This is a genomic window from Streptomyces humidus, assembly GCF_014649655.1.
Taxonomy (GTDB): Bacteria; Actinomycetota; Actinomycetes; order Streptomycetales; family Streptomycetaceae; genus Streptomyces; species Streptomyces humidus.
The window spans coordinates 137,957-158,094 of the sequence record NZ_BMTL01000014.1 but is presented as its reverse complement, the minus strand read 5'-3'; the positions used below and the strand labels follow the sequence as shown (position 1 = coordinate 158,094).

Sequence of the window (20,138 nt, the reverse complement as noted above, 5' to 3'; positions counted from 1 at the left end):
CCGGTCACGGACTCGTGGCCGGCCGTGATCCGGCCGCCGGCCGGCGGGAACCACACCACGGACCGCAACACATGACGAAACGCTGACGTCCGTGCTCGCAGCGGCTTCGGCACGGTCGCGGCGGCCTAGCCTTCCCCCGTGACCCGTGATCTTCAACGAGACCTGTACGCGACCGCGGCCGCGGCGCTGCTCGTCGCGACTGCCGCCGTGGTCGGCACCGTGATCGAGCGGCGGTACGGCACCCTGCACGTGAGCTGGCCGCCGCTGTACGGCCATGCGGAACCGCATGTCGGCCCCGGCACCCCGGCCGCCCTCCTCGTCGCCTTCGGCGTCGTGACGTACGGCCCGCGGCTGGCCGCCCGGCTGCCGTGGCGCACGCTGCTGGGCGCCGCCTGGGGCACGGCCATGGCATGGACGTGGTCCCTGGCGCTGATCGACGGCTGGCAGCGCGGGATCGCGGTACGGCTCACCACCAAATACGAGTATCTGCAGGTCATCGACCGCTTCCAGGACATCCCCGCGACGCTGCGGGACTTCACCCAGCACATCCTGATGCACTCCCCCGACAACTGGCCCGCGCATGTGGCGGGTCACCCTCCGGCGGCGACGGTCACGTTCGTCCTGCTCGACCGGGTCGGCCTCGGCGGCGGGGGCTGGGCCGGGGTCTGGTGCATCACCGTCGGTGCGTCGGCGTGCGTGGCGGTGCTGGTCGCCGTGCGGGTGCTCGCCGGCGAGGCGCTCGCGCGCCGTGCGGCGCCGTTCCTGGCGATGGCGCCGGCCGCGGTGTGGATGGGCACCTCCGCGGACGGGTACTTCGCGGCGGTCGCCGCCTGGACGATCGCCCTGTTCGCGCTCGCCGTCACCGGACACCGGCCGCCGCTCACCGGTTTCGGCGCCGGGCTCCTCTTCGGTCTCACCTGCTATCTCTCCTACGGGCTCACCCTCTTCGCCGTGATCGCCTGCGCCGTCCTCCTGCTCGGCGGCCCGCGACGGATACGGCCCCTGCCCTACGCCCTCGCCGGACTCACCGTCGTCCCGATCGTGTTCACCCTCCTGGGCTTCAACTGGTGGGAGGCCTACCACCTGTTGGTCGAGCGCTACTACCAGGGCGCCGGCGGCATCCGGCCCTACGGCTACTGGGTGTGGGCCAACCTCGCCTGCACGGTCCTGGTCGTGGGCCCGGCGACGGCAGCGGGCCTGCGGCGCACCGTCGCCACGCTCCTCGGGAGCGCGGGACGGCTCCGGACGCGTTCCCCCCTGGACGCTCCCCCGCCCGCGGACGCTCCCCCGCCGGTCCTGACACCCGACCCCGACGGCGCGTCCGTACGTGTCGTCCAACGTGTCGTCCCCGCTCTGCGCCGACGGGCCCGGGCGGGCGCGCCCGCCGCCTCCCCCGACCTCCGTCTCGCCCTCCTCGCCGCCGCGGCGCTCGCCGCCCTGCTCATCGCCGACCTGTCCGGGATGAGCAAGGCCGAGACCGAGCGCATCTGGCTGCCGTTCGCCATGTGGCTGCTCGCCTCGTGCGCGTTCCTGCCCCGCCCCCGCGCCTGGCTCGCCGCGCAGGCCACGGTCGCCCTTCTCGTCAACCACCTGCTGCTCACCGGCTGGTGACCGCCCCGGGCCCCGGCGGTCACCCTCCCGTCCGCGCGAGGACGTCTTCGAGGGTCTCCGCACGCCGCAGCGGCTCGAACGTGATGCCGCCGTGGGCGTCGACGCGTACGCCGTGGACGGCGGGGTCGGGGAGGCTGTTGTAGTGGAAGGGGGTGGAGGCGTAGTACGCGCCGGTGTCGAGGAGGCAGACGATGTCGCCGGGCGCGAGCAACGGGAGGGGGCGTGCCCGGGCGAGCAGGTCGCCGGCGAAGCAGCAGGGACCGGCGATGTCCTGGGGTACCGGTTCGCCCGCTCTGCGGCTGCCGTCGGGGCCGTGGGCGCTGATCCTCAGGGGCCAGGACGACGGCGTGAACACGGTGCGGGCCGCCACCTGGGCGCCGGCGTGGGTGATGGCGACGGGGCGTCCGCCGGACGTCTTCGTGTATTCCACGCGGGCGGCGGTGAACCCGTTCTTGGCGAGGAGGGACCGGCCGAACTCCGTGACGAGCCGGTACCGTCCGCCGAACAGGCGCGGCACACGGGACCGGACGCACCGGACGTACGCGTCGAAGCCGGGAACGGTCTCGTCATCGCCGAAGTTGACGGGGAGCCCGCCGCCGACGTCGACGCCCCTCACCTGGCGGCGGCCGTGCGTCGGGCCGACCTCGTCGGCGAAGGCCACGGCCCTCGCGATGCCCTCGGCGATCAGTTCCAGGGGGCAGCCCTGCGAGCCGACGTGTGCGTGGACCCACGTCAGCCAGGGGCGGGCGCGGTACGCGTCGAGGAGGCGCCGGCGGCTTCCCTCGTCGTCCAGCGCGATGCCGAACTTGGACGTCGCGGTGGCCGTGCTCGTCTCCGCGATGTCGCCGCCTCCGACCTGGGGGTTGACGCGTACGCCGATCCGGGAGGCGGAGGGGCGCAGCGCGAGGATCTCGTCGATGCGGTCGAGTTCCTGGAAGTTGTCGGCGTTCACCGCGACGCCCAGTTCCAGCGCCCGCGCCAGCTCCGAGCGGGTCTTGGCCGGGGAGTCGAAGACGATCCGGTCCGGCGCGAATCCCGCGGCCAGGGCCTGGGCGAGTTCGCCGGCGCCGGCCACCTCGCAGCCCATGCCGAGGGTGCGCAGTTCCCTCAGCACGGGGACCAGGCAGTTCGCCTTCGCCGCGAAGGTGTGCAGGACGCCCGGGGGGTCGGGGAAGGCCTCGTGCAGCGCCGTCACGCTCGCGGCGACGCCGTCGAGGTCGAGGAACGCGGCCAGGTCGGCGCGGTCGGGTGCGAGGAGACCCTGGTGCACGGCGGCGCGCAGGATGCGTTCGCGTCGTTCGGCGGCAGCGGTGTTCACGTGCGTCATGGCGTCCCGTTCCTCGTCGGTCTTGGCGAGCCGTCGGCCGTCACCGTTCGGGGCGGCCGCCCCGACGGCTTCCAGGACGCCGTCCTCGGCCGTGTCGCCCCTCCGCGGGCGCGGGCGGTGCGGGACCACGGCCTGACGGGGCGGGCGGTTCGCCCGCGGCCGTCGGCCGCCCGCAGGTCCGGCAGTTCCCGGGCGGACCCCGCCGGACTTCGCCGGACCCGACGGACCCCGCCGGGCGAGCGCGACCGGGGCTGAGACGCCGGCTGGTCCTGCACGGCGTGCGCCCACGGCGGGCGGCATGCGACGGGGGCCGAGGACGCCTCCGTCACCCGCACGCGGTCCCGGTCCTCCCTCCCACGGGCCCGCCGCCTCCTGCCTCAAGGAATCTCCTGCTCGGCCCAGATGATCTTCCCGTCGGCCGTGTACCGGGCTCCCCATCGATGGGCGAGCTGTGCCACCAGGAAGAGTCCGCGGCCCCCCTCGTCCGTGATCCGGGCGTGTCGGAGCCGGGGGGCCGTGCTGCTGGCGTCGGCGACCTCGCAGGTCAGACGGGCGTCGAAGAGCAGACGCAGGCGGATCGGCGGAGTGGCGTAGCGGACCGCGTTGGTCACCAGCTCGCTCACGATGAGTTCGGACGTCGTGGCCAGCTCACCCAGCCCCCAGGCCTCCACCTGGCGGGTCGCACGGGCCCGGACGTCGGCGACGGCGGCCGGGTCGGCGGGCACGTCCCAGGAGACGACGCGGTCGGGGCCCAGGGCGTGCGTGCGGGCCAGCAGCAGCGCGATGTCGTCGGACCGGGGGACGGGCACCAGCCGGCGCACCACGGCTGTGCACAGGCCGTCCAGGTCGCCGCCGGCCCCGGCGAGCACCTCGGCGAGCCGGGCCATCCCCTGCTCCATGTCCTGGTCGGCGCCGCCGAACAGGCCGTTCGTGTAGAGCCCGAGCAGGCTGTTCTCGGCGAGCTCGATCTCGGTGGCCTCGAAGGCCATGCCGCCGAGCCCCAACGGCGGCCCGGCGGGCGGCTCGGGGAAGGACACGCGCCCGTCGGGGGCGACGACGACCGGGGGCGGGTGCCCGGCCCGGGCCATCGTGCAGCGCCGGCTGACCGGATCGTAGACGGCGTACAGACAGGTCGCCCCGAGGAGGCCGGTCGAGCCCTGCGGGGCCGTCGTGTCGCCGGTGCGCTCCGCGCTCAGCCGCAGGACCAGGTCGTCGAGGTGGGCCAGCAGTTCGTCCGGGGGCATCTCCATGTCGGCGAGGGTCTGCACCGCGGTGCGCAGCCGCCCCATGCTGGCCGCGGCGGCGATGCCGTGCCCCACCACGTCGCCGACGACGAGGCCCACCCGAGCCCCGGACAGCGGGATCACGTCGAACCAGTCGCCGCCCACCCCGTCCGTGGGGCCGGCCGGGAGGTACGAGGAGGCCACCTCCAGGGCCGTGCCGCCGGCCAGGGCGTGCGGGAGCAGGCTGCGCTGCAGGGTGACGGCCGCCGTGTGCTCCCTGGTGTAGCGGCGGGCGTTGTCGACGCACAGCGCCGCCCGCGCCACGATCTCGCGGGCCAGCAGCACGTCGTCGGGCTGGAAGGAGACGGGATTGAGCGACCGGACGAACGTGGCGAGGCCCAGGGCGGTGTCGCGGGCCCGCAGCGGCACGGAGATCAGGGAGTGCATGCCGAACGCGTCGATGCGCGCCGCCCTCTCGGGCTGCTCGGCGGTCCACAGGTCGTCGGACCCGTCCAGCACCGGGATGAGGATCGGCTCGCCGTCGATGAGCAGGTTCGCGCCGTGCGGCGGAGGGACGAAGTCCACGCTGTCCCCCAGCCGGGCGACGGCCTCCGGGCAGCCCTCGCGCACCGAGCTCATCCCGGCCCGGCGCATCACCGGCCGGGCGGCGGGCGGGGCGGCGTCGGTCAGCCACGTGCCGTGCTCCTCCGTGCTGAGGACGGGCTCCAGGAGGTCGACGACGACGAAGTCCGCGAAGCGCGGGACGCAGAAGTCGGCGAGTTCCTGCGCCGTGCGCATCACGTCCAGCGTGGTGCCGACGCGGGCCCCCGCATCGTTGACCAGCGACAGCAGCTGGCGGGCGGTCCACCGTTCGGTGACGTCCTGGACCATGTAGCAGACCCCGGTGACACAGCCGTCCGCGCCCTCCAGCGGGAAGAAGGACGTGGAGTAGGCGTGCCGGCGGTGCGGATCCGCCCAGCTCCAGCCCAGGTACTCGTAGTCGGTCACCGGGTCGCCGGTCTCCAGGACCCTGCGCATGAGGTTCTCGAGGGTGACCGCCTGCAGACCGGGCAGCAGCTCGCTCAGCCGGCGTCCCAGCCGCTGTTCGCGGGGCACGCCGCCGAAGCGTTCCAGGGTGTCGTTCAGCCACACGTACCGCAGCTCCAGGTCCATCACCGCCATCCCGACCGGGGAGCGGGTCAGGAACCCGTCGAGGACGGACTGGCCGACCGCCCACCGCCGGCCCCGCTCGCGCGCCGAGACCAGGAAGCACTCGGCCCCGCCGACCCGGAAGGAGGCGGACACCCGCAGGTCGGCGTCGAGGGCGCGGCCGTCGGCGTGCCGCAGGGAGACGACGCCGCTCCATCCCATGCCGGCGCGGCAGCGCGCGGCGACGGCGGCCACGCGGGCCGGGTCGCGGGGCATCGCCACGAGCTCCGCGGCGGAGCGCCCCACCACGCCCGGCGCCGGCCGCCCGAGGAGCTCCTCGGCCTGCCGCGTCCAGCCGATCACGGCCCCGTCCTCGGAGAGGATCGCCGCCGCGTCGGTGGACGCGTCCAGGAGGTCGCCAGGACCCGCGGGCGTCGGGACCTCGGATGCTTCTCGCGCAGAATCCATGGGTGCCGCCCTCCACACGACCATGGTCCTGCCAGTTCGGCCGATGCGCACGGCGCCACGGGACCGGGCCCTCCCGCCCGGCTTCCGCGCGCGCCGGACGGGAGGCAGCATGGAAGGGCTGGAGGAGGATCCGATGACATCCGACCCCGTTCGCTCCGACGGCGACCCGTACCGCCCCGAGACGCCCCCGCCCACCGGGCTGCTCGACGTGCTGAGCGTCTCCGCGATGGTCGTCGACGCCGACGGCCGCATCGTGTTCTGGACCCCGCAGGCGGAGGATCTCATCGGCTACACAGCCCAGGAGGCGCTGGGAAGGTACGCGGCCCGGCTGTTCATCCACCCCGAGCACCTCAAGGCCGTGGCGAAGCTGTTCGCGGAGGTGCTGGAGACCGGCCGGAGCTGGGCCGGCGCGTTCCCCATCCGGCACAAGGACGGCAGCACGCGTCTGATGGAGTTCCGCAACATGCGGCTGCAGGACGATCTCGGGGACGTCTACGCCCTGGGCATCGCGGCCGACCACACCCTGCTGCAGCGCGTGGAGACCGACCTGGCGCTGTGCGAGCGGCTGATCAACCAGTCCCCGATCGGGCTGGCCCTGCTCGACCCCGATCTGCGGTACCTCCTGGTGAACCCGGCTCTGGCGACGATCGACGGCGTCCCCGCCGAGGACCATGTCGGCCGCCTGCTCGGGGAGACCCTGCTGCTGCCCGACGTCGACACCATCGAGTCCGCACTGCGCCAGGTGCTCACCACCGGCACCCCGCTGCTCGACCAGTACCACGTGGGGCGCCCGCCGACCGACCCCGACCACGAGCACGCCTGGTCCCTGTCGTTCTACCGGCTGGAGGACCCCGGCGGGCGGGTGCTGGGCGCGGCCGCCTCGGTGGTCGACGTGACCGAACGGCACCGTGCGGCCGCCGAGGCGGACCGGGCCCGTCGCCGCCTGGCCCTCATCGCGGAGGCCTCGACACAGGTCGGGACCACTCTGGAGGTGGAGCGGACCGCTCACGAGCTGGCCGAGATCGCCGTGCCCAGGCTGGCCGACGTGGTCGCCGTGGACGTCCTCGACTCCGCCCTGGCCTGCCGTCGTGCGCGCCGGCCGGACAACGGCCCGGAGCTGTTCCGCGCCCTCGCCCTCAAGGCGGGCCACGTCACCCCGGCGATGCGCGCCGCCGACGCGCCGGGCGACCTCGCGGCCTATGACGGGGACCGGCTGGTCACCCTGTGCGTGCACACCGCCCGCCCGGTCCTGGTGCGGCACGTCGGCGACCGCGACCTGCCCCGCATCGCGCGGGACGCGGAGGCGGGCGCGCTGCTGGCCCGGGCCGGCGTCCACTCGTATCTCGCGGTGCCCCTGATCGCGCACGGCGAGGTGCTCGGCGCCCTCGACCTCAAACGCACCCGCAACCCGCTGCCGTTCGACGAGGACGACGTCATCCTGGCCACCGAGCTGGCCGGGCGGGCCGCCGTGGCCATCGACAACGCCCGCTGGTTCCAGAGCGTGCGCAACACCGCGCTCACCCTCCAGCGCAGTCTGCTGCCCGACCACGCGCCCCGGCACACCGGCCTCGAACTGGCCTCCCGCTACCAGCCCGCCCAGGCCACCAGCGAGGTGGGCGGCGACTGGTACGACGTCATCCCGCTGACCGAGGACAAGACGGCGCTGGTCGTCGGCGACGTGATGGGCAACGGCATCGACGCGGCCGCCACCATGGGCCGGCTGCGCACCGCCACCTGCGCCTATGCGGACCTCGATCTGCCGCCCGGCGCCGTGCTCCAGCACCTGGACAAGATCACCTGCGATCTGGAGCACTACATCGTCACGTGTCTGTACGCCGTGTTCGACCCCCGCACCGGGCAGTGCCTGGTGGCCAACGCCGGGCACATGCCGCCCGCGCTGGCCCGCCCCGGCCGACGCCCCCGGCTGCTCGAACTGCCCACCGGGGCCCCGCTGGGCGTCGGTGGAGTGCCCTTCGAGGCCACCACGACCGAACTCGCCCCGGGCGACCTGCTGGTTCTCTACACGGACGGCCTCGTCGAGACCCGGCACCATTCCATCGACGACCGGCTGGAGGCGCTGCTGAGCTTCCTGGACGAGCCGGACCGCCCTCTGGAGGAGATCTGCGACCTTCTGCTGTACGGCCTGCGCCACCCCGAGGACCACGACGACGTCGCCCTGCTCGTGGCCCGGACCACCGTTGCCTGAGGGAGCCGGCCCCCTACCGGGGCGCCCGGTCCGGCGGCTCCGGTGCGGCGGCCGGCACGTCGTCCGTCACGAGGGAGGCGACGTGGGCGGTGACCGTGTCCAGGACGCCCGTCCAGGCCGCCCGGTCGCCGAGCACGAGGTAGTTGAGGGTGAGACCGTCGGTCATGGCGGCCAGGTAGCGGGCCAGCACGGTGACGGGAACGCGCAGGCGGAGGTCCATGCCGCGGCGGAGCTGTTCGATGAGGTCGCTGTAGGCCTCGCCGTACATCTCGTGCTGACGGCGCGCCAGGTGCTCGAACCCCGGCCTGCGCAGGGCGTACTGGGTGAGTTCGTAGGTCAGCATGTGCTCGTCGGGATGGGCGCGGACGTGGTCCCAGTACGCCTGGAAGCCGGCCCGGACGGTGTCCTCCAGGGTCTCCCTGGGCCGCAGCGCCTCCTTGACGACCGTCACGTAGTGGTCGCCGATGGTCGTGATGACGGACTCCACCAGTGCCTGCTTGGACTCGAAGCAGTAGTGGAAGACGCTGAGGGACACGCCCGCCTCCGCGGCGATCGCCCGGGTCGTCGTCTTGGCGACGCCGTCCCGGGTCATGACCCTGATCGCCGCTTCGGTCAGCTGACGGCGCCGTTCGGCCGACGGCATCCGTGCCATGAGCGTGTCCTTCGCGTTCGTCCGGCGGCGGCCGTCAACTGCTGTAGACGCCGACCTCGTGCAGCGAGTATCCCCAGTCGGTGCCGCGGCTCAGACCGTGCACCCGGACGTAGCGCGCCGGGGTTCCGGTGAAGGAGGCCGTGTCCAGGCCGCCGTCGCCGGACGTGGTGGACCAGGCGGTCTGCCAGTTCGTCCCGTCGGTGGAGAGCTCGATGCGGTACGCCTTGCCGTAGGCGCGCTCCCAGTCGAGGTTGACGCGCCTGACGAGGCCGGTGGCGCCCAGGTCGATGCTCAGCCACTGGTCGTCGCTCCAGTCGCTGGCCCAGCGGGTGCCCGTGTCGCCGTCCACTGCCCGGCCCGGCTGGTAGCTGGTGAACGGGTTGGACTCGGACGAACTGGCCGTCGCCGCGGCCCCCTTGGCGAGGTTGACGCCCGCCTGGTGCCGCTCGGAGGCGCCCCAGGTGCCGAGGTAGGACTCGGCGCCCCGCAGGAGGTCCTTCACCACGTCCTGGCCGCCGACGCGCCGGATGTCCTCGACCCAGTCCGGGATCATGCCGACGTGCGCGGCGCCGTCGGTGTTGACGTCGAAGGTGCGCGAGCCGGTCGTCAGCCTGTCGATCACCGAGCCGCCGTCGGCGCTGCGGAACGGGTAGGTCACCTTGTCGGCGGCGTCGGCGCCGCGCGGGGCGGGGTGGTCGCCGATGCCGTTGAAGTCGGTGCCGTAGCCGTAGCCCACGCCGTACTTGTCACGCAGCGCCTTGGTGCGCTGGGCCTCCGCGACGAACCCCTGCGAGCCGTGCATGTACTGGGCCACGAAGCCGCCGAGGGCGTAGACCCGCTCGGTCCAGTCGAGGTCCATCCAGCTGTGCGAGGAGATGACGCCGGGGTAGGACGCGGCCTGGAGGATGTCGAGCACACGGCCGACGGCCTTGACGCTCATGTGGTCGATCTCCAGCATCATCTTGCGTTTCATCATGCCGCGCGCCGCGTACTCGCCGAGCGCGGTGAGGCCGCGGGTGTTGCACTGCGCGTTCGCGTCGTACGAGGGGACCCGGGTGCCCGCGGGCAGGTCCGACTCCGCCGTGGAGGGTGCGGTGCCGATGGGGTTGTCGTGCTGTGGACCGGTGCACTTCTCGGTCTGCCAGAAGGTGCCCGTCGACAGGAACTGCCCGACGTTGATGGCCGTTCCGAGGCCGCCCTCGTCGAAGCGGACGCCGCACAGCGCGTTGTCGAACTTGTGGCAGAGGAACATGCTGCGCACGCCCAGCGCGTACAGCTCGTCCAGTCCCTTGTCGATGTCGGACTTGCTGCACTGCGCGATGTCGAGGATCTGCTTGCAGCCGAACGGCTCCGAGGTCTCGACGCCGAGGACGACGGCCAGCTTGCCCTGCTCGACGACGTCACGGGCCTGTGCGCTGTCGAGGACGATGCGGAACCAGCCCTTTCCTGCGCCGCCGTACTGCTTGTCGACGTAGGCCTGGAGGTCGTAGGCGAGCTTCGCCTGCAGCCGGATCGAGGTCATCTCGTCACAACTGCGGTCCTTGAAGGGGTAGACGGAGCAGATCATGCCGTTGGTGACGAGGTCGTTGACGAGCACCCGCTGTCCGCCGCGCCAGGCCCGCTCGACCCAGGCGTAGTAGTTCGCCTGGTGGGTCATGGAGTCGTAGGCGGGCCAGTCCTTGAACGTCGGCCAGCCCGCAGGGTCGTGCTTGCCGTCGCCGCCGTGGGTGATGTAGTCGAAGATCGCGAGGGTGCCGTCGGGGTAGTGCTCCGGACAGTCCTTGAGCGCGTCGGCGACGCCGGCCTCGGAGAAGACCTTGCCGCAGATCAGCCGCCCGCCGAAGGCCTCGTTGGAGAACAGGTGGTTGTGGGCGTCGACGAAACCGCGTACGTCCCCTGCGGAGTCGGTCCCGGTGAACGGCTCTCCGGTGACGCCGATCTGCGAGTCGGGGTTCGGCCTGGCCGTCGGCGTCCACCAGTCCGAGCCGGCCGCCGAGCTCGGCGTGGGGCCGAGAACCGCCGCGATCACGAGGAGGAGGAGCGAGACGACGGTGGCGTCCCGGCGTCTGCGGTAGGGGCGTTCGGTCACGGCCCACGTCCTTCGGTCGGGGTGAGGGCGCGGTCGACCAGGGCGTCCCGACCCTGTATTTGTCATGACCAGCGCAAGATGGTGGGACGAGGATCGCGACAGACTCCGTTCCGAGTCAAGAGTCCGGGACGCTTGACCTGATAACTGCGGGGGCCGGGCCCAAACCCCCGGCGCCCGTACACCGGTTGCACGGGGCCGGCCGGCGCGCCCACACGTTCAGGTGATGATCTTCGGGAGTGGCCCTCGGCTCCCCCGAACTGCCCCTATCCCTGACATATGGACAACACGCAAGCTTCTGTCGACCCCGGCGGGATCTCCCGACGGCGGTTCGCCGCGGCCACGGCCTCGGCCACCGCCGCTCTCACGGTCGCCGCGCCCGCCGAGGCCCTCTCCCCGCGGCCGGCCCGGCCGGCCGGGCCGGCCGCCGACCGGGCGACCTGCCTGGCGGTCGCGCGGGCGCTGCTGGTGGTGGACGAGAACGACCGGCCGCTGGTGCCCCGGTACGAGAAGATCCTCGCCGACGGACTCCCCCGGGCCGGGACGAGCGCCCCGAAGAAGGTGCTCGTGATCGGCGCCGGACCGGCCGGGCTGGTGGCCGCCTGGCTGCTGAAGCGGGCCGGGCACCGGGTCACGCTCGTGGAGGCCAACGGCAACCGGGTCGGCGGCCGCATCAAGACCTTCCGCACCGGCGGTCACGAGCAGGCGGCGCAGGCGTTCGCCGACACGCGCCAGTACGCGGAGGCCGGGGCGATGCGGATCCCCGGCAGCCATCCGCTGGTCATGAGTCTCATCGGCCGACTCGGCCTGGAGAAGCGCCGGTTCCACCTCGTGGACGTCGACGCGGACGGCAAGCCCGTCAACAACGCCTGGCTGCACGTCAACGGCGTCCGGGTGCGCCGCTCCGCGTACGCGAGGTCGCCGCGCCGGATCAACCGCTCCTTCGGCGTGCCCCGCGCGTACTGGGACACCCCCTCCTCGACCATCCTGCGCGAGGCGCTGGACCCGGTACGCGACGAGTTCAGCACCCGCGGCCCCGACGGCAGGCGGGTGGACAAGCCGCTGCCGGAACGGGTGCAGGGGTGGGCGCGGGTCGTGCAGCGGTTCGGGAACTGGTCGATGTACCGGTTCCTGACCGAGGAGGCGGGCCTGGACGAGCGGACCGTCGACCTGGTCGGCACCCTGGAGAACCTCACCTCACGGCTTCCGCTGTCCTTCATCCACAGCTTCATCAGCGCCTCCCTGATCAGCCCGGACACCGAGTTCTGGGAGCTGGTCGGCGGCACGGCCACCCTCCCGGACGCGCTGCTGAAGGAGGTGGCCGACGTGGTGCGGCTGGACCGGCGGGTGACGCACATCGAGTACTGGTCGCCGGACCGGCAGGGCGGTGACGGCGGCGCACGGGTGCGTGCCGACGGGCCGCACGTATGGATCGACACCGTCTCGGAGGGGCGCGACGGCAAGGTGGTGCGCGAGCAGTTCACCGCCGACCTCGCGATCGTCACCGTCCCGTTCTCGGGGCTGCGGCAGGTGCAGATCAGCCCCTTGATGTCGTACAAGAAGCGGCGGGCCGTCGCGGAGCTGCACTACGACAGCGCGACCAAGGTGCTGCTGGAGTTCAGCCGCCGCTGGTGGGAGTTCACGGAAGCGGACTGGAAGCGTGAACTCGACGCGCTGAGGCCCGGGCTGTACGAGGAGTACCGGGACGGGAAGACGCCGGCCGACGGGAGCCTGCTGGGCGCGCACCCCTCCGTGCCGCCCGGTCACATCACGGCGGGACAGCGCGTGCACTACGCGGCCGACCGGTGGGCGGGCCGTGACCAGCCGGAGGCGGCGCACGTCGTCGGCGGCGGATCGGTCTCCGACAACTCCAACCGGTTCATGATCAACCCGTCGCACCCGGTCGCCGGCAGCAAGGGCGGCGTCGTCCTGGCCTCCTACAGCTGGGCCGACGACGCGTCGCGCTGGGACTCGCTGGACGACGACGCACGCTATCCGCACGCCCTGCGCGGACTGCAACAGGTCTACGGCCCGCGCGTCGAGGTGTTCTACACGGGCGTGGGCCGCACCCAGAGCTGGCTGCGCGATCCGTACGCCTACGGCGAGGCGTCCGTGCTGCTCCCGGGCCAGCACACGGAGCTGCTGGCCGCCATCCGCTCCCCCGAGGGCCCCCTGCACTTCGCGGGCGACCACACCTCGGTGAAGCCGTCGTGGATCGAGGGCGCCCTGGAGTCGGGGGTGCGGGCCGCGTGGGAGGCGCACCGGGCGTGAGCGACGTGCTCCTGGCGCCCGGGTGACCCGGCGGCGGGGCCGCGCGGACGTGCACAGGGGTCACATCCGCGCGGCCGCCGCGCAGCCCGTCAGCTCGTCGCGCGCACCGCGTCGAGGATCAGCTCCGCGACGGCCTTCGGCTGGGACACGGCCACCGCGTGCGAGGCGCCGTCGAGCTCCACGATCGTCGCCCCGGCGCGCTGGGCGCCGAAGCGCTCCACCTCGGGGTTGATCGCCTCGTCCGCCCCGGCGACCAGCGCCCAGGACGGCTTGGTCCTCCAGGCGGCCGCGGCGGCCGTCTCCTCGAACGCGGCGGCGGCCAGGGGGCGCTGCGCCGCGGCGAGGATCCTCGTGACGTCCGCGGGCACGTCCGCGGCGAACACCGACGGGAAGGCGTCCTCGGCGATGGTGACCTCGACGGCCGGGTCGCCGCCCGGCACCGGGTACGTCCACTCCTTGAGGTTGCTCACCAGCGGCGAGAGCGGGAAGCGGCCCTGCAGCTCGCCGAGGCTCTCGCCCTCCTCGAGCACGTAGGCAGCGACGTAGACGAGGCCGACGACGTTCTCCGTGGCGCCGGCCACGGTGATGAGGGCGCCGCCGTAGGAGTGGCCCACGAGGATCACGGGGCCGTCGATCTGCGCGGCGACCGAGGCCACGTAGGCGGCGTCGGAGGCGAGGCCGCGCAGCGGGTTGGGCGGGGCGATCACGGGGACGCCCTGGCCCTGCAGCTCGGCTATGACGCCGGACCAGCCGGCCGCGTCGGCGAACGCGCCGTGGATGAGGACGACGGTGGGAGTGGTGGTCATGGGTGTGCTCTCTTCCTGAGGTCAGGCGTGCAGGGCGTCGCGCAGGGTGCCGACGGCCAGGTCGATGGCGGCCTCGGCGGCGTGGGTCGGGCGCAGCGCGTTCAGCATCACGAAGTCGTGGATGATGCCCTGGAAGCGCACCGCGGTGACCGGGACGCCGGCCGCGCGCAGCTGGTTCGCGTAGGCCTCGCCCTCGTCGCGCAGCACGTCGGCCTCGCCGGTGACGACCAGCGCCGGAGGCAGGCCCGTCAGCTGCTCGGTGGTGGCGCGCAGCGGGGAGGCGGTGATCTGGGCGCGCTCGGCCTCGTCGGTCGTGTACTGGTCCCAGAACCACTGCATGCCGTCGCGGCGCAGGAAGTAGCCCTCCGCGAACTGGTGGTAGGAGCCGGTGTCGAAGCTCGCGTCGGTCACCGGGTAGAACAGCACCTGCTGGACCAGCGGGACCCCGCCGCGTTCCTTGGCCATCAGGGTGAGGGCGGCGGCCATGTTGCCGCCGACCGAGTCGCCGGCCACGGCCAGCCGTCCGCCGTCGAGGCCCTTGGACGCGCCCTGCTCGACGATCCACCGCGCGACCGTGAAGTTCTGCTCGATGGCGACCGGGTAACGGGCCTCGGGCGAGAGGTCGTACTCGGGGAAGACGACTGCGGCGCCGACGCCCACGGCGAGCTCGCGCACCAGCCGGTCGTGGGTGTGGGCGTTGCCGAACACCCAGCCCGCTCCGTGGATGTACAGGATCACCGGCAGAACGCCCTCGGCGCCGGCCGGCTTGACGATGCGGGCGCGGACGCTGCCCGTGGGACCGCCGGAGACGGTGATCCACTCCTCGTCGACGTCCGGCTGGTCGACCTCGCCGGACTGGACCTCGTCGACGGCCTTGCGTCCCTCCGCCGGGGGCAGGTCGAAGAGGTACGGCGGGTTGGCGGTCGCCTCGGCGAACGCCGCGGCCTCCGGTTCGAGCACCGGCGTGGCCGGGTCGACGGCGTCGGACATGGCATCTCCTGCTGTTCTCGGTGTGCGCTGTCTTGCTCCGCCACGCTAGATCCGCCACGCCACCGCGTTTTGCCCACCCGTGCACGGCCGGTGATCCGACAGCGCACAGTGGAGGGCCCGGGGCGGCGCGCACGGGGATCGGGTGCGGCGGGTCGCGTCCGGCGCCGTGCCGGGGACCCTCCCGCGACGCCCCGCGCCGGACAGCCGCTCGGGGCCCGGGACGCTTTCGTCCCGGACCCCGAGCAGCGCTGACCGGGCGCGGTCAGCAGAGGCGGCCGGTGTAGTGGGCGCCCTGGATCCTGGCCGCGGAGCCCAGCCAGGTCCTGCCCGGTCCGACGCACCACTCGGTGTCGGGCGCGTGGGCCACCTCGATCTTGATGACCACCCGTGAGCCGTCGGACGTGCAGTGGTTGTAGAAGGCGTCGGAGCCCGTCTCGTAGAAGCCGCAGGGATTCGCGGCGGCGGGGGCCGCGTCCGCGGGGGTCACGGCGCCCAGGGTGGCGAACACGAGAGCGGCGGAACCGACGGCGCCGAGCATCGTACGACGAACACGCACAGCTGAACTCCTCACGGAAGGGGGATCGGAACAGGCCCCGGGACCGGGAAGACGCGGGTCCGCCGATCGCCGGGATGCCTGCACCAGGATCGTCGCGGGCCCGCCCGGACGATCGGACGTCACGTCCCCTTCACCCCTCGAAACGTTTCTCCGCTACGCCTTCGGGGTGATCCTTTTCGCGACCGGGAGTCGACGGCCCGGAGTGGGCGGACGGCGTGGCCGGGGCGCCGCGGCCGCGCTCACGCGGGAGTTGCCTGCGAACGGGCGGAGCAGCACGGCGGAGCCGGCGCCGCCGCCCTCCCCTGCGATTCGACTCGACCGCACTCTCCCGACAGCCGGGCTGCGCCGAAGCACCGCCGACCCGGTGCGAGGAGGACCGGCCGGCCGGTTGCTGCGCTTCGCCGCCGTGGGCGCCGTGAACACAGTCGCTTACGTGCTGCTGTACACGGCGCTGCGTCCGCCCGCCGGACCCCAGGCCGCCGACGCACCGGCACTGCCGGCCTGCGCTCTGGCCGGCACGTCCCCTGGACGCCCCACGGCGTCGGCCCGCAGGGTCCCAGCACAGGGCAGCGAGACCCTCACGGCTCGCGCTCGGCGGTCATGACGCTGCCGGACGCGGTCCGAGGTGGCCGCTCAGAGGTGGCCGTCCAGGAACTCCCGGATCTCGGCGACGGTCATGGGACCCGTGCCGTGCGCCACCGCCTCTCCCTCCTTCAACAGAACGCAGGACGGGGCTCCGGTGATCCCGTACAGCTCCGTTGCGGCCGGACGACGCGTGATGTCGGTGCGGACGGCCGTCAGGCTGCCCGTGTACTCGTCGGCGATGCCGCCCACGACCCGGTCCCCCCGGTCTACGGCCGAACGGCGCAGGTGAGCGGGCACGCGAGGCACTCTTTGCAGGAACTCGAGCGCCGCTGTCGATCCAGCCGCATCCCGTTCGACATGCTGATGAAGGACCCATCATCGCCCACACGAGGAAACGACGGAACATCATGAGGGACCACGTGGATCAGCTGCTGCGCGTACAGAACTTCACCGTCTCGAGCGACGGCATCGCCGCCGGGGAGGACCAGAGCCTGGAACGGCCTTTCGGCCACGACATCGATCCGAGCAAACTGTTCTCCTGGGCGGGCGCCACGGCGAGCTGGCCCAACCGCACCGATCCCGGAGGAAGCCGCGGCCTCGACGACTACTTCACCCGGGACTTCAGCCACAACATCGGTGCCGAGATCATGGGCCGCAACAAGTTCGGACCCCAGCGCGGCGCGTGGCGCGACCACGAGTGGCGCGGCTGGTGGGGTGACGAACCGCCGTTCCGCACACCGGTGTTCGTCCTGACTCATCACCAGCGTCCGTCGTTCACGCTCTCCGACACCACGTTCCATTTCGTGGACGGCGACCCTGCCACCGTGCTCGCGCAGGCGCGGGAGGCCGCGCAGGGCAAGGACGTCCGGCTCGGCGGCGGCGTGACCACCGTCCGGGAGTTCTTGGACGCCGATCTCGTCGACGCCCTGCACGTGGTCGTCGCACCGGTGAAGCTCGGGTCCGGGCTGCGCCTGTGGGACTCCCCCGAAGATCTGCTGGACCGGTTCCACATGGAGGTCGTGCCCAGCCCGAGTGGCGTGACGCACCACCTGTTCTGGCGCAGATGACGAGACGGGCCGTCCGGCAACCTCGGCACGGCTGAACGGTTGCGGCCGTTCCCGCCGGCCGGCAACAGATGTCGCTTGCCGTCGGCGGGAGACGTCGGGCGGAAGGGCGCCGCCGCCGAGGCCGTCGCCGCCGCGTCGGCGACGGCATCGGCGGCGGCTTCCGCGGCCTGGGCGGTGTCGCCGGCGGTCTGCGCGGCCAGGTCGTCCGACGATGATGTGTCGCGGGTGGCCGGGAACCGGGGCAGAACCTCGCTGAAGGCCCGGGAGGCGCCCTCGAGCGCCGAGGCCATCTCGCCGGGGATCACCCAGAAGGTGCTCCGCGGACCCTGCGCGAGCCGGGGCAGCGACCGTCTCGGTCGACTGATGGAGCGGGTCGTGGAGAGATACGTGGCAGACCTGTCGAACGTGTTCACATCCGCGGCCGAAAGGATGTCGCGTACCACCCCCGGCTCGTGCATCCCGCACCGCCCGCAGCCGCCGATGAGCGCCTCGAACAGCGTTTTCGATACACGGCCTACGCCTTCGGGGTGATCCTTTTCGCGACCGGGAATGGGCGGCCCGCGTTCGGGTAAGGCGGCCGCTTTCACCCGGCTGACCGCCCCGAGTGGTGGCGGCGCGCGGCCTGACTGACGGTGGATCACGTCAGACCGGGTCAGGTGAGCTGACGAGGTGTCGGCTGCCCGGTCGTGACGGAAGGACCATCAGATGCGTTCTGCTCGCATGATCCTGGCCACCGCGGCCGCGACGGCCGCTCTCGCGGTGGGCGCCCCCGGCGCCCACGCGGCCGACGGGGGCCGGGACCACGACGGCTCGTCCTACAGCAAGGAGGACAGCTCCTCCACCGGCAAGAGCGACGGCTCCTGGTCCGGCAAGCACGACAAAGACGAGAAGGAGGACCACGACGCACCCCACGGCGGCATGCACACCGGCGGCGGCGCACTGACCGTCCTCGGCCAGGACGGCGGCCGCGACGGCTCCGCCAAGGACCCCCGCTTCGACCCCGAGACCTACAAGGACAAGGACTGGCAGAAGGAGCAGGGCGGCAAGGACGAGAACTCCTGGAACGGTGAGGAGAAGGAGGAGTCCGGCGGCTGGAAGGGCAAGCACGACAAGCCCGACGGCGGCATGCACACCGGCGGCGGCGCCCTCGCCGGTCCCTCTGTCACCGCAGGCGGCCTCGGCGTGCTCGCCCTCGCCGGCACCGGCCTCTACGCCCTGCGCCGCAGGAAGACGGTGGGGGGTGTGGCCTGAGCATGCCTGACGCGATAGCAGCCGCGGCCGTCACGCTCCTCCGCGTGGCGGCCCGGCCGGCTTTCGGCCCACCCGGCCTTTCGCCCGGGCGCCGCGCCGCCGCCCCTGTCGGCGTCCCGTCTGCGCACGTACACTGACAAATCGTAGATGTGCGCGCGCAGTTGACCGGGGGGAGCCGCCATGTCGGGGGACCAGCACGGCAGATACGACCACACCATCCACGTTCCGCCCATGCCGACGGCGCCGCCGCCGGCCCCGGCGGACGGAGTACGGGCCGTCGCGGTGGCGGTGCTCAACCTGGGCGGACTGGGCCTGGGCTACGCGCTGGTGCGCCGGTGGGCCCTCATGGCACTGTGCTGGACCGCCACCGCCGCCCTGCTCTTCGCGGCGCTGCCGGCCGATCCGGACGGCGTTCCGGCCCTCGCGCTCGTCCTGTACGTCGCCTTCCTCGTCGCGGCGGCGGCGCACGGCGCGCGCGTCGGCCTGCGCACCCCGCTGGCCGGGCTCCGCCGCGCACCGCTCGCGCTCGGGCTCGGACTGCTCCTGCTCGTGGCGCCGGCCGGCGGCGTCGTGCTGTACGACGGCGCGCGGGACGAGGCGACGCAGCAGATGCTCCTCGACCGGCTCGACCAGGCCGACCGGCTGGTGGAGGCCGCGGGCGGGAAGCCGTTCGGCACGGCTCGGGCCGACTACGACAGAGCCCTGTCGGCCTACTCCGGTCTGCGGGCGGACCACCCGGGCTCCCGGGCGGCGGAGCGGGTGCCGTCACGGATGAAGACGTTCTACACGACGGTCGGCGCACCCTTCGCACGGGGCGACTACTGCGCGGCGACAGCGCCTCTGAAGTATCTGCGCACGGTTCCCGAGAGCCTGCCGGGGACAGACCTCGGGGAGCTGAAGTCCTGGCCCGACGACCGGCTGGCCACCTCGCTGTACGAGTGCGCGTCGGCGGCGCTCACGGCCGGCGAAGCCACCTGGACGTCGCAGTTCGGCGAGTTGCTCACCGCCTTCCCCGAGTCCGGGCAGGCCAGGAAGGTCGAGCCGGCCGTGGCCGCCGCCGTCGTCCGCACGGAGAAGGGCCTGAGCGGCGCGGAGCCCTGCTCGGCGGTCGAGCGGCTGCGCACGCTGGGGACCCAGATCGACGGTCTGACGGCCGGGCGCACCGGCGTCGGCGACGCCCTCGACAAGGACTCCCAGCGGGCTGCGGGCAGCGCCGCCGCGGGTGCGTACACCTGCGGTGTGGACCAGTACCGGGACGGTGACTTCGACGCGGCGCAGACGACCCTGACGGACTACGCCACCGCCCACAAGACCGCCAAGAACGCGGCCCGGGCCAAGAAGATCGCGATAGCGGCGGAGATCGCCCAGACCGTGCCGGCCGCCGGCAAGTCCCTGCCGACCACCCGTTCGGGCGGCAGTATCTCGGTGACGGTGCAGAACGACAGCCCCGACGAGATCACCGTCCTTTACACGGGGCCGGTCACCGGGAGTTTCACCCTCAAGGCCTGCGGCAGCTGCAAGGCGTACCCCTTCGGCAGCACCCTCAACCCGAGTTTCAAGCCGTGCAGCGACAGCGGAAAGAACTATCCGCAGCGCACCATCAGCCTGCCGGTCGGCACCACGTACTTCCTGCACAAGCCGATGGGCGACAGTCTCGCCACGCCCGCCTCGGACACGGCCGAGCTGCAGTCGGGCTATGTCTACACGGAATGCGCCTACACCCTGCAGCGCCTGGGGTCGGGCCTGTGAACAAGGGGTGAGAAAGGTGGGATATTCCGGTCGCTGAAAATCCGTCAGCTCTCGAATGCACAGCCCACGGGGCGTGGATGACGGGTGGTAAGGTGCGCCGGAATTCTCTCTTGCGCAGGCCCCACACGAAAGCCTTGAGAC

13 protein-coding genes and 2 pseudogenes are annotated in these 20,138 nt (G+C 72.8%); 6 read left to right on the top strand and 9 right to left on the bottom strand.

Annotation, left to right across the window (positions count from 1 at the left end):
- Window positions 1-138: 138 nt before the first annotated feature.
- The gene (locus IE239_RS18385; RefSeq protein ID WP_190150423.1) at window positions 139-1,611 is read left to right on the top strand and encodes a hypothetical protein; all 1,473 of its coding nucleotides are present in this window, start codon (window positions 139-141) and stop codon (window positions 1,609-1,611) included.
- 19 nt (window positions 1,612-1,630) lie between these two features.
- Here IE239_RS18385 and IE239_RS18380 read toward each other — a convergent pair whose 3' ends face one another.
- Window positions 1,631-2,938 carry a type III PLP-dependent enzyme domain-containing protein gene (locus IE239_RS18380; RefSeq protein WP_190150482.1) on the bottom strand — a complete coding sequence of 436 codons (1,308 nt, stop codon included), beginning with the start codon at window positions 2,936-2,938 and terminating at the stop codon, window positions 1,631-1,633.
- Window positions 2,939-3,315: 377 nt separating this feature from the next.
- Window positions 3,316-5,778 (bottom strand): SpoIIE family protein phosphatase, encoded by a 2,463-nt coding sequence (locus IE239_RS18375; protein ID WP_190150422.1) that lies wholly within the window; start codon window positions 5,776-5,778, stop codon window positions 3,316-3,318.
- 133 nt (window positions 5,779-5,911) lie between these two features.
- Between IE239_RS18375 and IE239_RS18370 the strand changes: the two genes are divergently transcribed.
- The gene (locus IE239_RS18370; protein ID WP_190150421.1) at window positions 5,912-7,984 is read left to right on the top strand and encodes a SpoIIE family protein phosphatase; all 2,073 of its coding nucleotides are present in this window, start codon (window positions 5,912-5,914) and stop codon (window positions 7,982-7,984) included.
- A gap of 13 nt (window positions 7,985-7,997) precedes the next feature.
- On the opposite strand, the gene IE239_RS18365 is transcribed toward IE239_RS18370, so the two are convergent.
- Window positions 7,998-8,636, bottom strand: coding sequence for a TetR/AcrR family transcriptional regulator (locus IE239_RS18365; RefSeq protein ID WP_190150420.1), 639 nt, complete (start codon window positions 8,634-8,636; stop codon window positions 7,998-8,000).
- 34 nt (window positions 8,637-8,670) lie between these two features.
- Complete coding sequence (locus IE239_RS18360; RefSeq protein WP_229878167.1) at window positions 8,671-10,725, bottom strand: galactose-binding domain-containing protein; 2,055 nt, start codon at window positions 10,723-10,725, stop codon at window positions 8,671-8,673.
- 276 nt (window positions 10,726-11,001) lie between these two features.
- Here IE239_RS18360 and lgoX point away from each other — a divergent pair, with 276 nt between their 5' ends.
- Window positions 11,002-12,993: an L-glutamate oxidase LgoX gene (gene lgoX / locus IE239_RS18355; protein WP_190150418.1), complete on the top strand. Its 1,992-nt coding sequence runs from the start codon at window positions 11,002-11,004 to the stop codon at window positions 12,991-12,993.
- Between the two features lie 89 nt (window positions 12,994-13,082).
- On the opposite strand, the gene IE239_RS18350 is transcribed toward lgoX, so the two are convergent.
- From IE239_RS18350 to IE239_RS18335, 4 genes and pseudogenes are all read right to left on the bottom strand, one after another.
- Complete coding sequence (locus tag IE239_RS18350; RefSeq protein WP_190150417.1) at window positions 13,083-13,799, bottom strand: alpha/beta fold hydrolase; 717 nt, start codon at window positions 13,797-13,799, stop codon at window positions 13,083-13,085.
- A 21-nt stretch (window positions 13,800-13,820) separates the two neighbouring features.
- Window positions 13,821-14,789, bottom strand: coding sequence for an alpha/beta hydrolase (locus IE239_RS18345; RefSeq protein WP_190150416.1), 969 nt, complete (start codon window positions 14,787-14,789; stop codon window positions 13,821-13,823).
- Between the two features lie 262 nt (window positions 14,790-15,051).
- Window positions 15,052-15,327, bottom strand: coding sequence for a DUF6355 family natural product biosynthesis protein (locus IE239_RS18340; RefSeq protein WP_190150481.1), 276 nt, complete (start codon window positions 15,325-15,327; stop codon window positions 15,052-15,054).
- Between the two features lie 651 nt (window positions 15,328-15,978).
- A pseudogene (locus tag IE239_RS18335) lies at window positions 15,979-16,188 on the bottom strand (thioredoxin domain-containing protein); the annotation flags it as partial.
- Between the two features lie 161 nt (window positions 16,189-16,349).
- Here IE239_RS18335 and IE239_RS18330 point away from each other — a divergent pair.
- Window positions 16,350-16,997 (top strand): dihydrofolate reductase family protein, encoded by a 648-nt coding sequence (locus IE239_RS18330; RefSeq protein WP_190150479.1) that lies wholly within the window; start codon window positions 16,350-16,352, stop codon window positions 16,995-16,997.
- A gap of 128 nt (window positions 16,998-17,125) precedes the next feature.
- On the opposite strand, the pseudogene IE239_RS42165 reads toward IE239_RS18330, so the two are convergent.
- Window positions 17,126-17,341, bottom strand: a pseudogene (locus tag IE239_RS42165) (SPFH domain-containing protein); the annotation flags it as partial.
- 361 nt (window positions 17,342-17,702) lie between these two features.
- On the opposite strand from IE239_RS42165, the gene IE239_RS18325 reads away from it, so the two are divergent.
- Window positions 17,703-18,248, top strand: a complete 546-nt coding sequence (locus IE239_RS18325; RefSeq protein ID WP_190150415.1) for a hypothetical protein — start codon at window positions 17,703-17,705, stop codon at window positions 18,246-18,248.
- A gap of 180 nt (window positions 18,249-18,428) precedes the next feature.
- Window positions 18,429-19,997 carry a hypothetical protein gene (locus IE239_RS18320; RefSeq protein WP_190150414.1) on the top strand — a complete coding sequence of 523 codons (1,569 nt, stop codon included), beginning with the start codon at window positions 18,429-18,431 and terminating at the stop codon, window positions 19,995-19,997.
- Window positions 19,998-20,138 lie beyond the last annotated feature (141 nt).